Annotated in this window: 15 protein-coding genes; 7 read left to right on the forward strand and 8 right to left on the reverse strand. The window is 66.1% G+C overall.

Annotated features, from left to right (window positions below):
• Positions 1-17: 17 nt before the first annotated feature.
• Both AC1DDH_RS01555 and AC1DDH_RS01560 read right to left on the reverse strand, forming a co-directional pair.
• Positions 18-437, reverse strand: coding sequence for a DUF4870 domain-containing protein (locus AC1DDH_RS01555; protein WP_026537291.1), 420 nt, complete (start codon positions 435-437; stop codon positions 18-20).
• Positions 438-580: 143 nt separating this feature from the next.
• Positions 581-1,432 (reverse strand): DUF3097 domain-containing protein, encoded by an 852-nt coding sequence (locus AC1DDH_RS01560; RefSeq protein ID WP_476930922.1) that lies wholly within the window; start codon positions 1,430-1,432, stop codon positions 581-583.
• Between the two features lie 317 nt (positions 1,433-1,749).
• Between AC1DDH_RS01560 and hrcA the strand changes: the two genes are divergently transcribed.
• The 3 genes from hrcA to AC1DDH_RS01575 all read left to right on the forward strand — a co-directional run bounded on the left by hrcA (position 1,750) and on the right by AC1DDH_RS01575 (position 4,777).
• Complete coding sequence (gene hrcA / locus AC1DDH_RS01565; protein WP_476849274.1) at positions 1,750-2,763, forward strand: heat-inducible transcriptional repressor HrcA; 1,014 nt, start codon at positions 1,750-1,752, stop codon at positions 2,761-2,763.
• A 92-nt stretch (positions 2,764-2,855) separates the two neighbouring features.
• The gene (dnaJ, locus tag AC1DDH_RS01570; RefSeq protein WP_028276700.1) at positions 2,856-3,986 is read left to right on the forward strand and encodes a molecular chaperone DnaJ; all 1,131 of its coding nucleotides are present in this window, start codon (positions 2,856-2,858) and stop codon (positions 3,984-3,986) included.
• Between the two features lie 2 nt (positions 3,987-3,988).
• Positions 3,989-4,777, forward strand: coding sequence for a 16S rRNA (uracil(1498)-N(3))-methyltransferase (locus AC1DDH_RS01575; protein ID WP_476849273.1), 789 nt, complete (start codon positions 3,989-3,991; stop codon positions 4,775-4,777).
• A 50-nt stretch (positions 4,778-4,827) separates the two neighbouring features.
• On the opposite strand, the gene AC1DDH_RS01580 is transcribed toward AC1DDH_RS01575, so the two are convergent.
• The 3 genes from AC1DDH_RS01580 to AC1DDH_RS01590 form a co-directional block, all read right to left on the reverse strand.
• Entirely contained in the window at positions 4,828-5,709 is an 882-nt protein-coding gene (locus AC1DDH_RS01580; protein ID WP_476954709.1) for a GerMN domain-containing protein, read from the reverse strand.
• Positions 5,710-6,108: 399 nt separating this feature from the next.
• Positions 6,109-7,227 carry a PheS-related mystery ligase SrmL gene (srmL, locus tag AC1DDH_RS01585; RefSeq protein ID WP_476954710.1) on the reverse strand — a complete coding sequence of 373 codons (1,119 nt, stop codon included), beginning with the start codon at positions 7,225-7,227 and terminating at the stop codon, positions 6,109-6,111.
• 313 nt (positions 7,228-7,540) lie between these two features.
• Complete coding sequence (locus AC1DDH_RS01590; RefSeq protein ID WP_476870895.1) at positions 7,541-7,939, reverse strand: NUDIX domain-containing protein; 399 nt, start codon at positions 7,937-7,939, stop codon at positions 7,541-7,543.
• 213 nt (positions 7,940-8,152) lie between these two features.
• Between AC1DDH_RS01590 and AC1DDH_RS01595 the strand changes: the two genes are divergently transcribed.
• A complete protein-coding gene (locus AC1DDH_RS01595) occupies positions 8,153-9,226 on the forward strand; it encodes a DNA polymerase IV (protein WP_476870894.1) in 1,074 nt (357 codons plus the stop codon).
• Between the two features lie 88 nt (positions 9,227-9,314).
• Positions 9,315-9,812 carry a GNAT family N-acetyltransferase gene (locus AC1DDH_RS01600; RefSeq protein WP_230009229.1) on the forward strand — a complete coding sequence of 166 codons (498 nt, stop codon included), beginning with the start codon at positions 9,315-9,317 and terminating at the stop codon, positions 9,810-9,812.
• 54 nt (positions 9,813-9,866) lie between these two features.
• On the opposite strand, the gene AC1DDH_RS01605 is transcribed toward AC1DDH_RS01600, so the two are convergent.
• Together AC1DDH_RS01605 and AC1DDH_RS01610 are read right to left on the reverse strand one after the other, a co-directional pair.
• Positions 9,867-10,382 carry a GNAT family N-acetyltransferase gene (locus AC1DDH_RS01605; protein ID WP_476954711.1) on the reverse strand — a complete coding sequence of 172 codons (516 nt, stop codon included), beginning with the start codon at positions 10,380-10,382 and terminating at the stop codon, positions 9,867-9,869.
• A 46-nt stretch (positions 10,383-10,428) separates the two neighbouring features.
• Positions 10,429-10,872: an N-acetyltransferase family protein gene (locus AC1DDH_RS01610; protein WP_476954712.1), complete on the reverse strand. Its 444-nt coding sequence runs from the start codon at positions 10,870-10,872 to the stop codon at positions 10,429-10,431.
• Between the two features lie 331 nt (positions 10,873-11,203).
• Here AC1DDH_RS01610 and AC1DDH_RS01615 point away from each other — a divergent pair, with 331 nt between their 5' ends.
• The gene (locus tag AC1DDH_RS01615; protein ID WP_476954713.1) at positions 11,204-12,250 is read left to right on the forward strand and encodes an NAD-dependent epimerase/dehydratase family protein; all 1,047 of its coding nucleotides are present in this window, start codon (positions 11,204-11,206) and stop codon (positions 12,248-12,250) included.
• Here the strand turns inward: AC1DDH_RS01615 and AC1DDH_RS01620 are convergent.
• Positions 12,245-12,916 (reverse strand): class I SAM-dependent DNA methyltransferase, encoded by a 672-nt coding sequence (locus AC1DDH_RS01620; protein ID WP_476954714.1) that lies wholly within the window; start codon positions 12,914-12,916, stop codon positions 12,245-12,247. The genes AC1DDH_RS01615 and AC1DDH_RS01620 overlap by 6 nt on opposite strands.
• A gap of 165 nt (positions 12,917-13,081) precedes the next feature.
• Between AC1DDH_RS01620 and AC1DDH_RS01625 the strand changes: the two genes are divergently transcribed.
• Positions 13,082-13,597: a flavin reductase family protein gene (locus AC1DDH_RS01625; RefSeq protein WP_476849264.1), complete on the forward strand. Its 516-nt coding sequence runs from the start codon at positions 13,082-13,084 to the stop codon at positions 13,595-13,597.
• Positions 13,598-13,604 lie beyond the last annotated feature (7 nt).

A 13,604-nucleotide genomic window follows, 5' to 3' on the forward strand; every position in this document is an offset into this window, starting at 1 on the left:
GCTTGGGTCCGGGCCGGCTATTTGATCCAGCGCAGGTTGAACTCGTAGCGGTGCGGCTGGCCGCGGTTGACGTGGATGCCTGCCGCCACCGAGAAGCACGTCACGGCGATCCAGATCACCGTGGCGAGCACGGCGAAGAGGTTGCCCACCACCGGGATGAAGACCAGCAGATTGGCCAGTACCGCGGCCAGGGTCGGCGGCAAGGTGAAATTGAGGGCTTCCTTGGATTCCTGTGCCGTGAACGGGCCGCGGTCCTTGAAGATGAGGTAGATCAGCAGCGACGGCACGCAGCCCAGGATGCCGCCGAAGTGCGCGAGCGTGGCCCACTGGCGGTCCTCGCTGGCCGTCAGCGGCAGCGCGTTTGCCGGAACGCCATGGTACGGGGGCTGGCCATGGCCAGCCTGATTGCCCGTGTGTTCGCGTGCGTTATCTGCCACGGTGTAGCCCTTCGGATTGCGGTGATGCGTTGCTGCCTGGGTTGTGCCTGAAATAGCCGGGACCGCACTGGAAGCGCGGCCGCCGTTTCAAGAATACTTGCTCGGGCAAGGAAATGGAGATCAGGGGCGGCCGCCGCGGCGGACTAGGGCACGGTGAGGAAGTCAATGACCTCTTCCACGCGGCCAAGCAGCGACGCCTCCAGATCAGCGTAGCTGCGGACAGCCCCCAGGAGTTTCTGCCAGCCGAGGCCGATGTCCTCCTTCGTGGAGTGGGGCCACCCGAAAGCCATCAGGATCCCGGTCTTCCAGTCCGTGCCGCGGGGGATCACGGGCCACTGCTCGATCCCCAGGACCGAGGGCCGGATGGCCTGCCACACGTCCACGTAGGGGTGCCCCACAATCAGGACGTTGCCTGCGGCGCCCGGTGAGGCCATGACGGCGTCGGCGATCCGCGACTCCTTGGAGTCGGCCACCAGGTGGTCTACGAGCACGCCGAGGCGCCGGCCGGGGCCCGGGCCGAAGTCCGCCACGGCGGACGCGAGGTCGTCAATGCCGTGCAGGGGCTCGACGACGATGCCCTCCACCCGGAGGTCATCGCCCCAGACCTTCTCCACCAGCTCGGCGTCGTGCTTTCCTTCCACCCAGATGCGGCTGGCCTTGGCCACCTGTGCGCGCTGCCCGGCCACCCGCACCGAGCCCGACGCCGTGCGGCCGGCACCGGCGGCCGGTGCCGTCCTTTTCGGGGCCGGCGGCATCAGGCGGATGGGCTGGCCGTCCAAGAGGAAGCCGAAGCCGAGGCGGAAGGACCGCGACTTGCCCCGCCGGTCCTCCAGCGCCACCACGTGCATGCCGCCGGACTTCTCCACGCGGGTTACGGCGCCCACCCAGCCGGACTGGACCTCCTCGAGGACCATCCCGCGTTCCACCGGGACTTCCGGCAACTGGGTCTTGGCGGGGGCGGACAGGTCCTGGGGTCCCCAGTTCTGGTACGACATCTCTTCACGCTTACTTTGCACTCGGAATGTACGGCGGTCGGTGGAACTCTCCGGGGGCCGGAACCGGACCGCGACGGCGCGGCAACGGCAGCATCTGCCACGGTCTCGGCGCCGGCGTGACGGGAATCGCGTTCCCGCGGGCCACGCCTGGAGCGAATCCAATGCTAACAACGCGGCGACTCATATTAGACTGGTTAGCACTTAGGCATGTCGAGTGCTAACCCTTGTCCTGTGGCGGGCCGTCCGTGCACCACTGGTGGACCCGGACCGGACGCGGGGGTGGCACCGGCTGCGGGACAGTCGATTGGAGGTGGAGCGTGAGCGAACCGCGCAAACTCGAAGTGCTGCGCGCCATCGTGGAGGACTACGTCCATTCGCGTGAGCCCGTTGGTTCCAAAGCGCTCGTTGAACGGCACCATCTCGGCGTCTCGAGCGCCACGATCCGAAATGACATGGCGGCGCTGGAAGACGAGGGCCTGATCACGGCACCGCACACGAGTGCAGGCCGGATCCCCACTGACAAGGGCTACCGGTTGTTCGTCGACCAGATCTCAGCGGTGAAGCCGTTGTCCCAGGCCGAGCGCCGGGCCATCCAGGCGCTGCTGGAAGGATCCGAGGACCTCGACGACATCCTTGACCGGACCGTGAGGCTCCTCTCGCACCTGACCAACCAGGTCGCCGTCGTGCAGTATCCGCTGCTCAGCCGCGCCCGGGTGCGGCACATTGAGTTCGTGCTGCTGGCGCCCAGGAAAGTGCTGGCTGTTCTGATCGCTGACACGGGCAAGGTGGAGCAGCGCGTGATCGACGTCGGGCAGGACATTCCCGACGACGCGCTGTCGGAATTGCGGAGCAGTTTTCTGGCCAGCCTCTCCGGTACGCCGCTGAGCCTGATGCCGCAGTTGCTGCCCGCCGTCGTTGCCGGTGGCCCGCCCGCGCGGCGCGGAGCAGCCCAGGCGCTGGCCCGCGGCCTTGAGGCCCTGGCCACGAGCAGCCGTGAAGAGCGCATGGTCATGGCCGGCACCGCCAACCTGGCCCGCTCCAATGTGGACTTCCCGCTCAGCATCGGCCCCGTGCTGGAGGCCCTCGAGGAACAGGTGGTCATGCTCCGCCTGCTCAGCGAAATGGCCGAAGACCCGCGCGGCGTGACCGTCAGCATCGGCCGGGAAAACCCCTACGACGGTCTCGCCGAGGCCTCGGTCGTGGCCACCGCCTACGGGCCGGACGCCACGGCCAAGGTCGGAGTGCTTGGGCCCACCCGGATGGACTATCCCACCACCATGGCCGCCGTCCGAGCGGTGGCCCGCTACCTTTCGAGGATCCTGGGGCCCTGACAGGCCCGGGACCGAATACGACTTCTTGCCCCACAGGCAGTGCCCCACAGGCAGTACCCCACAGGCAGTACAACAAGGAAGAGATACACACTTTGAGCAGCCACTACGACGTTCTTGGAGTCTCCCGCGACGCATCGGGGGAGGAGATCAAGAAGGCCTACCGGAAACTGGCCCGGACCCTGCACCCGGACGTGAACCCCGGGGAGGACGCCTCGGACAGGTTCAAGGCCGTCACGCACGCCTACGAGGTCCTCTCCGATCCGCAGAAGCGCCGGGTCTATGACACCACCGGCAACGAGAACGGCACCGACAACGGGTTCGGCGGCGGCAGCTACTCGGGCCAGGGCTTCGCCTTCCAGGACATCTTCGAGACCTTCTTCGGCGCCGGTGGCGGCCAGGGCGGCCCGGCATCACGGGTCCGCCGCGGCCAGGACGCGCTGATCAGCGTCCGGATCGACCTCCGCGATGCGGTGTTCGGCGTGAACAAAAAGCTCGAGGTCGACACGGCCGTCATCTGCCCCACCTGCGAGGGGTCCTGCTGCCGGGAGGGCACCCACCCGGTCCGCTGCGACATCTGTGGCGGCAGCGGTCAGGTCCAGCGCGCCGTGCGGTCCATCCTGGGCCAGGTCATGACGTCCGCCCCCTGCGGGTCTTGCGAGGGCTTCGGCACCGTCATCAAGGACCCGTGCAACGAATGCAGCGGCCAGGGCCGGATCCGCAGCCGCCGCTCGCTGACCGTCAAGGTCCCGGCCGGCGTGGCCACCGGCACCCGCATCCAGCTGTCCGGCCAGGGCGAGGCCGGCCCTGCCGGCGGCCCCGCCGGGGACCTGTACGTGGAGATCAGGGTCAACAACGACGCCACTTACGTGCGCGAGGGCGATGACCTGCACGCGAGCCTCAACATTCCCATGACGGCGGCCGCCCTCGGCACCGAAATATCCCTCGACACCTTCGACGGACAGCAGGAGATCGACGTCAAGGCCGGCACCCAGTCCGGCGAGATCATCACCCTTCGCGGTCTTGGCGTCACGCACCTGCGCGGCCACGGCCGCGGCGATCTGAAGGTGCACCTGCAGGTGGAAACACCGGTCAAGCTCGATCACGTCCAGGAGGAACTTCTCCGCCAGCTGGCCAAGCACCGTGGCGAGCACCTCACGGAAGGAAAGCTTGCGGCCAGCGGCGGCGTCTTCGCCAAACTGCGGGACCGGCTCGGTAACCTGTAGCGGTGAGTAACCCGGTCTTCTTCACCGCCCCAGGCACCCTGGACCAGCAGGTCCCCGGCTCGGCCTTCGTCCTCGAGGGAACCGAGGCCCGCCACGCCGTCACCGTCAAACGGATCGGCGTCGGCGAAGCGGTCGACATCGCGGACGGCGCAGGCAAGCGCCTGACCGGCACCGTGACAGCCGTCGCTGCCGGGGAGCTGAGCGTCGAATGCGTGGACCTGGCTGAGGAACCACGGCCAGGAACACGGCTGGTCCTGGTCCAGGCCCTGGCGAAGGGCGACCGCGATGAACTGGCGGCCGAGACCGCGACCGAGTTGGGCATCGACGCCGTCATTCCCTGGCAGGCCGAGCGGTCCATTGTGCGGTGGAAGGCTGAGCGGGCCGCGAAGGCGCATGCCAAGTGGCAGTCGGTGGTGACGGCAGCCGCCAAACAGGCGCGCCGGGCATGGATTCCCGAGGTCCGGGCCGCCGTCGACGGCGCCGGGTTGCAGGCGGCCGTAACGGCGGCAGACCTCGCCGTCATCCTGCACGAAGACGCCGTGCGCCCGCTGCGGCAGGTACTCGAGGCCTGGCTGGAAAGTGTTGGGCCCGGCGATGTGGTGGCAGATGATGCCGGATCCCGTGAGGTCCTGCTGATCGTGGGTCCGGAAGGCGGCATCAGCCCGCGGGAGGTGACCCGGCTTTGCGACGCCGGCGCAGTTACGGCCCTTTTGGGGCACCATGTGCTGCGTTCGTCCACGGCCGGGCCCGCCGCGACTGTGCTGGCCAGTGACATCCTCGGCCGCTGGTGACCTGCGGCAGCCGCCGCCGCAGGTGACGTGATGCCTTGTTGAGGTGACGGCTACTTGACCGTGAACCCGCGGGTGTCCTGGAATACTTCCTTGGCGCTGTCGGATGCGTCCACCTGGGACACCCGGACCTCGTAATTGCCCGGGCCGAGGTTCACGGACAAGGTGAACAGCCCGGGCCGGGCTGCATCGGCGGAGGCGGTGGCGCTGCCGTTGAGATACGCGGTCTTGGCGTTGTCGCCGTCGCCGCCGACCTTGAGGATCGCCCAGCGGAGCTTCCCGCCCTGGACGGTGCTGCGGCCGCTGATCTTGACCGAACCGTCGGCCACGGACGTGCCCTCCTGCGGATCAATGATCCACACTGGTGCCACCATCCCGGCGCTGCGGGAGGTCGGCTCGCCCAGGCGGACATGGTTGAAGGCGACGTAGTCGGTGTGACCGTCCACCAGCACAACCACCTGGACCTGCTGTCCGGCATCGATGAGGCCGGCGCTGGCCGCGGCAGCTGTCGCCGTGTAGACGAGCTGCTGGATGGCGCGCTCGGCCATGGCCGCATCCACGTTGCTGTTGAAGGCATCAGCGGAGACATCCACCGTGATGACGTTCTTGCCGGAAATCGACGTCGCCAGCTTCTTCGGATTTTGCCAGGGCGTGAAAAAATCCGGGTCCAGTGGCTTCTGCGACATCATGACCCGCAGGGCGCGGGTGACGGGATTGTCCTGATCCGGAACGTCGCGGAACTCGCGGTAGAGAAACGCGTTGTCATTGCCACGGCCGATCCAATACACCGGAGCCTTGTTCGACGTCTGGGCAGTCTCCAGCGGTGCGCTCGTGGTGGGGGCGCCCGACGCCGGGGCGGGAATGAGCTCTGATGGGCTGCTGGAATTCGTGATGCCGCTCTGCGGCGTCGCCACGCAGCCGGACAGGACGAGCACGGCAGGCAGCGCCAACGCCAGCGCGACGCGGCGGACGCGCCCCGCCGATGGCTGCTGAACTCCACGCTTCCTGATGCCGCTGTCCCTTCGTCGTACGCCCCGCGTTCCGCGGTGATGATCCGTTTGTAGCCGTCGTCGGCCGTCGACGGCCGCCCCATCCCTCACCGGCCGGAGACCGGCCCGGCGATCCCGGGACAGCCGGATTCCAGCATGGCACACGGGCGCGGCGCGGCAGCCGGGTTTGGGCCCTGGCGTCGGAACTGCAACGGGAACGATATGAGGCCGATACAAAGTTGATACCTAATGGCGTCCGCTTGTGGTTCCTGGCACTGACATGGTCCGGCCGCGTCTCCATGCCTGCCGTGCCAGCAGCCCGATGGTGAACTGGCACGGCAGGCACTATCCTGCGATGAGTTCCTTGACGGGCCCCTCGTGCAGGGCCAGGTAGACGTCGTCCCGGATCCGATTCGCCTCCGGGTCTGTCATGGTCCGGGCGAGGGGACGCAGCACCAGGCGTATCAGTGCATTGGCCTGCCCATCGCTGAGGCGGAGTCGTTTCCTCGCCGCTGCGGGGAGGTCAGCGCAGGGCGTCAGGGCCAGGAGTTCGACACTTTCCAGATCGTCGGCCTTTGCGCCCAACGCTGTTCGCACCCGGTCTCCAAGCACTTCGGTATCCAGGTCAGCGGGAATGACGATGGAGATGTCCCGGCGGATGGAGGGCATCTGGGAAACTGGATTCCACCGGGACAGGTCCAGCATCTGCTGGTCCATCTTCTGGTCTGTGGACCGAAGCAGCCTGATGTCGGGGATGCCCTTGCGGAGCATGAGGGCGCGGTCCAATCCCATGCCCAGAGCCAGTCCCGACCACTTGGTGGGATCCAGGCCGGCCCCGGAGAACAGATGCGGCGCGATGAGCCCGCACTCGGCGAGTTCGAGCCACTCCCCGTCCGCGAGGACATCGACCTGCAAGCCTTCTTCGGTGTAGGGGTGATCTGCCGGAACTGCGCGCCAGGGTGCTCCTGGAAGCACCGCCTGCACCAGCGATCCGACCATTTCCTGCAGGTTGCCGGCGTCGAGTTGCCCCCGTGAGCTGACGCGCCATAGGTCGACCTGGTGGGGAGTTCCCACATGGGTGCGGTCGATGCAATCGCGCCGGTAGACCAGACCTGGGACCGCCCAGAGCTCGTCCATGGATTGGTCCGCGTGCAGTGCACGCAGCAGCTGCGGGATGGAAGCCGACGTGTGGCTTCGGAGCATGACCGTCGGGCGGAGATAGCGGGAATACCTTTGATCCCGCGTCACATCTGATTCCTTGAACCCCAAGCGGTCGTAATTGTCGGCCACGCTCACCAGCGGGCTGTGGCGGACGATTCGTTGTGGCACTCTCCATTCGCGGCTGAGCGCGTCGAGGATGCCCTGCAACAGCGGCTGCATTGCATGGGGCCCGCCGTCCGGATCTGAAAGATCGCGGATGGTCAAAGCGTCGTGGAGCTCGGAGGGACTGAGATATGAGGGCATTGCAGGTCCTTGTTTTCGGATTTCGAGTGGTGGGTTGACTTCCCCCGACTCAAACCCGGCGCCAGGACCTAGGCGCGCGCCTCAGAGCCCTCGCGGCCGGGGACCGGCCGGGGGCATATAAATCGACGCGAAAGTTGCATGCGCCGACTATACCCCCGATGCGCACCCGGCACGCGTTTCCTCGAGCCGGACGGTCTGGTTCCATATGCCAAGGTGCTCCGAAGGCCGACACCTATCAGAACCCATCCGCGGGCCGGCCTTTATCAGAATGCGTGTAAGTCTGTCCTCTTCAGGCGCCGCCGTTTCTTAAACTTCAAAGGTGTTGAAGTACTTCGGTGTAATGGGCGTGCGCGAGGTCCAGTCCGAGGGCATCGTTAGGGCTGAACCAGCGTATTTCGGAGTGCTCATCCCTGGCCAAGTTGGCAGGATCGCCGGTCCACATTTCCAGGACCCACCCCGAGAGCGCCAACCCCTCAGGTGAGCCCTCGTTGTCCTGGACCCTAAACGTGGGAGCGTTCGTAGGCGGGACGACGTTGACTGCGATTTCTTCGAGGAGCTCCCTGGCCAGCGCCTCGCCGGCTGATTCGCCGTCCTCGATGTGGCCGCCCGGGAAGTCCCACATACCCGGGTACCATTTCGATGTCGGGACCCGGCGGCACATCAGAACGCCTCGTGGCCCGAAGAGTACGCCGACGGCAATGCGGTGGGTCATCGCATCAGTCGATCACGGGGGCATCCAGCACACAAATTATCCCGTGGGGTCAGGCACGAACCCGCGGACCTCCCGCGCACAGCGGCAAGCGGCGGCGATCTTGGCGGCCCGCTCCAATGCTTCGTCACGGGAGGGCGCGTCGACGACGGCGAGTCCGGCCAGGCTTGGTGGAGGGCCGATGCTTGCAAGGGATGTTTAGGGCACACTGGTGGCGTGAGTGGAATCCCATGGGTGCTGCACGTCGATCTCGACCAGTTCATCGCGGCGGTCGAAGTGCTCCGGCGGCCGGAGCTTGCTGGCAAGCCGATCATTGTCGGCGGTCGGGGCGACCCCACGGAACGCGCCGTGGTGTCGACGGCATCCTACGAAGCGAGGGCATTCGGCGTGGGTTCCGGAATGCCCTTACGCATTGCGGCCCGGAAAGTGCCCGATGCTGTGATCCTGCCCGTCGATCAGGAGGCTTACCTCGCGGCGTCCGAAACGGTCATGGCTACCCTGCGCGCGCAGCCCGGCGCCACAGTGCAGGTGCTGGGGTGGGATGAAGCTTTTGTAGGCACCGAGACAGAGAATCCGGAAGCCTACGCCCGGCAGGTGCAGGCCGCTGTCCTGGAGCGAACGCAGCTGCACTGCAGCGTGGGCATCGGCGACACCCTGGTACGAGCCAAGGTCGCCACCGGTTTCGGCAAACCGGCCGGCGTCTTCCGTCTCACTGCCGCGAACTGGCTCGACGTCATGGGCAGTCGGCCCACCAAGGAGCTCTGGGGCGTCGGAACCAAAGTGTCGGGCAGGCTGGCCAAACTCGGCATCAACACAGTGGCCGAGCTAGCCGCGTCCGACCCCCGGGACCTGGTCCCGGAGTTCGGCCCCAGGATGGGACCTTGGTACGCGGAGCTCGGACGCGGGGACGGCGCCAGCGTTGTGGACGACACCCCGTGGGTTGCCCGCGGGCATAGCCGGGAGACCACCTTCCAGCGCGACCTGACTGAACCCGCCCAGGTCGACGACGCCGTGAGGGAGCTGACAGCGCGCGTCCTGGAGGATGTTGTGGCCGAAGGTCGGCCCGTGGTTGGGCTGACCCTCAAGGTCCGGTACGCGCCGTTCGTCACCAAGACCCACGCGAGGAAGCTTCCCGAGACATTCGACCGGAACGAAATCCTCGCGCAGGCGTTGGACCTCGCAGCCGGAATCGAAGCAGACCGTCCGATCCGGCTCCTGGGCCTGCGGGCCGAAATGGCAATGCCCGACGATGCCCGAAAGGGACATACGCCGACACGCGGCGGCTGGTGACGGCGTCGCTTCCTCCCCGGTGCGGCGTTCCGCCGGCCGGCCGCAAAATGACCCTGGGAAGCCCTCAAGTCAAAGTTAGGCTGGGACGATGGAATATCAGATCCGCCAGGCCGCGGTCGAGGACGCTGATGCCGTGGTTAGGATGCACACCCTGGCCCATGAGGAATGCTACGGGCACCTATTGTCCCCGGCGTTCTTCGATGCCCGCCGTGCCAGCATGCCGCTGCGCGTGGAAAAACGCCGGCCGTATCTGGACAGCGCCCAGCCGCGAATCATCGCCATGGACGAGAGCAATGAAATAGTTGGATTTGCCGACGCAGGCACGGGGCGTGACGATGACCTGCCCGGCGAACTTGAGCTTTACTCCATTTACACTCTGAGGCGCACCCATGGCACTGGGCTCGGGGTCGCCCTGTTGAAAGCCGCCCTCGGCGATTTACCCGCCTACCTGTGGGTCCTTGAGGCCAACGTGCGCGCTCAGGCCTTTTACGTCAAGAACGGTTTTCAGCCCGATGGGACGCGTAAGTTGCTTTCACCCGAGTGGGAGGAACTACCTGAAATACGGATGGTCCGCTCCGACATTTAGCCGGGCAGGTGCCACGCTGAACACCGGCTGAGGTCACCTGCCGTGCGTGCGTTTTCAGCTCGTGCCGACCGCTGAAAAGACGAGAGAATCACGCCACTGTCCACGAATGAGTTTGTCCGCCCTCCGCGACCCGATCTGGACCATTCCGATCTTTTCCAGCACTTTTGCCGAAGCGGTGTTTTCAGGTCTGCAGGTTGCGGTAATGTCCCGCAGTCTGAGGGTTTCTTGGCCGAACCTGAGGAGGGCGGCTGCGGCCTCAGTGGCATATCCGTGCCCCCAGTGGTCAGCATCAATCACGTACCCCAGCTCGCCCCGGCAACGATCAATGCCGAGTCCGACAGAACCGAAGGGTTCGCCCCTGGGAAAAGTGACAGCAAGAGTGAAGTTTGTCCGGTTCGAACCGCGTTGCGCCGCCGAGCACATTTTAAGGAATTCCAGCGTTTCGCCGGTTGTATTCGGTCCCCAGTCCACGTATTCGGCGATCCTCAAGTCGGAAGCGAATGAATGTACCGCTGCGAAATCATCCAGGGTGTACTCGCGCAGCAGGAGACGATCAGTCTGCAATTCCATGTGTCCATCATGCCGGAGCCGGCGCATCGGCCTGGCGGGCCGTGGGTCAAAACCTGAGAATGTTCAATTCCGCGGCCGGTTCGAAACCAAGCCGTGCGTAAATGCCGCGTGATGCATCGGAGGGGGAAAGCACCATCCGTACGGCCTTGATGCCTTGCGCGAACTGGATCGATGCCTCCACGAGCCGGCCGCCGATTCCTGCGTTCCGAAACTCCGGGAGCACGTAGGCGTTGCCCAGATAGACCCACCGGGACGATTCTGTTCCGGGTTTGGGCATCCGCTCGAAAATCATCAGGTTGAGCATCCCGACGAGTTCGCCACCGTAGTCGGCCACAAAGAACTTTCGGGGACCGGCATTCATCCACTCCATGAAGACGGCGTCGAAGGTGGGATCGTCCATGGGCGCGGGGTCCTGTTCCGCCGCCCACGTGGCCCTTAGCGTCGCGAGGCCGGGCACATCGTCTGGGCGCCCTTCGCGAATGATGAACATGGAAGTACCCTACTTTGGCGGGGCGCCCGCCTCCCACTGAAGGTCCGCAGGGCGACCTCGAAGAAGCGGCACGACGCTGAGCCTGACATCGACACAAGCCAGGTCGGCCTCATGATCGCGGATCAGTTTCCGGGGTGGGCCGGGCTCCGTCTGAAGCCGGTGTCATCCAGCGGGACGGACAACGTCATGCTCACGCTCGGTGACCGGCTCGTCGTCCGGCTTCCCCGCACGGCCGCCGCGGTTCCCGCGCTCTCCAAGGAGTGGAATACCCGAGGCTTCTTGGTCCCGGCATCGCCTCCGCCTGACGCACCCGTCCGTTAGAGTCGGACAAATGAAACGGGCTGTGATCCTTGGAGGCACTGGCGTTCTCGGCCGCGCGATTGCGTGGCGGCTGATCCGTGCCGGCTGGGCCGTGGACGTGACGGGCCGGGACCGGACCAAGATGCCGGCTGACCTGGCTGCCGCCGGTGCCCGATTTATCGCCGCCGAACGTCGTGACGACGCCGCACTGGCCGGGGTGATGGCCGGTGGTGCCGATCTCCTCGTGGACGCGGTGTGCTACACCGAGGCCGACGCCCGGCAACTCCTGCCGCACCTGGCCGCGGTGACCTCTGCCGTCATGCTCTCAAGCAAGGCTGTGTACGTTGACGCCGCCGGCAATCACGTCAATTCCGAGGTAGCGCCCCGCTTTGATGCGCCGATCCTCGAGAACAATCCGACCATGCGGCCGGGAATCGGGGACTACCAATCCCGGGAAGGCTATGGCGCCAACAAGGTGGCTGCAGAGAACACTCTCCTGGGCAGCGGCCATCCCGTGACGGTGATCCGGGCGTCCAAGGTACATGGTGAGGGCGCGGCCCTGCCCCGGGAATGGATGTTCGTCAAACGGGTGCTCGACCGGCGCCCGGCCGTGTTCCTGGCCCATGCGGGGCAGGGCGCGGACCACACGACGGCAGCGGTGAACACGTCGGCCCTCGTGGAACGGGTTGCCGCCGTGCCCGCGGCACGAATCCTCAACAGCGCCGATCCAGATGCGCCGAATGCCCGGCAGATCGCCGCAGCAATTGCCCGCTACCTGGGCCACCACTGGGAAGAGGTGCTTCTGGATGACAGCGCACCCACGGGCCTCGGTGACCATCCGTGGGATTTCCGGCCTCCGCTGGTACTGAGCACCAAGGCCTCCCTTGACCTCGCCTATGAACCTGTTGGGACATACGCTCAGACCATCCCGCATCAGGTCGACTGGCTGGTGAAGGCGGCAGCGGACGGAGCCATGCCGGGAACCGGCGATCCGTCCCTCAAGCACTATCTCGACTACTCCCGTGAAGAGCAGTTCACCGCTGGTTCGACCCTGCGAACACGCCAACGTCCGCTATGAAGGACTAAGTGTTGAAGACACGAAGGGTTTGTCGACGAGGATGGCGGCCTGTGGATGTTTTTCCTTGGCCCTCGGTGAACGCACCAACTGGGCGCGCATCACAAAGCCTTGTTCGGTGAACCGGAGCGCCACCTCTTCGGGTGCGTGCAGTTCCGCCCGGAGCTGGACGTCGTGTCCGTAGGCACGGTCAATCGCGCGGTGGCCGCTGCCGGCGTGGAAGGCGACGAGCGCCGAACCGCCAGGGCGGAGCGCCCTCCAGAACTCGCGCGCGATCGCCGGCAGCGCCGTCGGGGGAGAGTGGATGATCGAATACCAGGCGAGGACGCCGTCCGCAGCTGCGTCCGCTTGGGGCAGGTCCGTCAGCTCTCCCAGCTCGAACAACAGCCCGGGATGCAGTTGTTGCGCGATCCGGACCATTTCGGGCGACAGGTCAACTCCGCTGACGTTCAGCCCCGCCTGGCCGAGATAATTGCTCATTCGTCCGGCACCGCATCCGACGTCGATCACCGTCCGGTCCGCCGTGCCGCGCATATGGGCGATGAAATGGTCCATCATGGCCATATCCAGCGGGGCCTCGAAACTGGTATCCGGGATCACCGCTGAATAGGTCTCGGCCACTGTGTCGTACGCGGATCTGACGTCCATCAAATTTTCCTGGTTTGCCATCAACCGAGCCTAACGGCCATGGCCGGGGAACTCCGGTGCCGAATTCTTACGTCATGCAACGGGTCCGTGACGCGTTGTGTCGTTGCGCGACTGTGCGTTGCAGCCGGGCTTGGGAACCCGCGTCCGCGGTGGTTGATTGGGTACCAGCGCTCGAAAGGACCCGCCATGACGGAACATTCTGACCCCAGCCCGAAGGCACTCCGCCACATTCTCGGACACTTCGCCACCGGCCTGACGGTGATCACCGCAGCAACCCAGCACGGGCCGGCCGGTTTCACATGCCAGTCCTTCGCCTCCCTGTCCCTGGAGCCGGCCCTGGTCACTTTCAGCCCCGCACGGACATCGAGCACCTGGCCGCTGCTGCGTGCGGCGGGACGGTTTACCGTGAACATCCTGGCCGCAGAGCACCAGCATCTGGCGGGGCAGTTCGCGCGCTCGGGGACGGACAAGTTCGCCGGCGTCGGCCATTCGCCCTCGCCGCTGGGCAACCCCGTCCTGGATAACGCCCTGGCCTGGGTGGATTGCGAACTCCACCAGGAGTACGACGGCGGCGACCACACGATCGTCGTCGGCGCCGTCCGCGCCCTGGGCGCCCGCCCCGACGCTGAGCCCCTGCTCTTCTACAAGGGACGCTACGCGGGCGTCGGGTCCCGCGCCGGCGCGCTGGAGAGCGCGGCCTGACCGTGTC

This window comes from Arthrobacter sp. 10T425 (assembly GCF_056393985.1).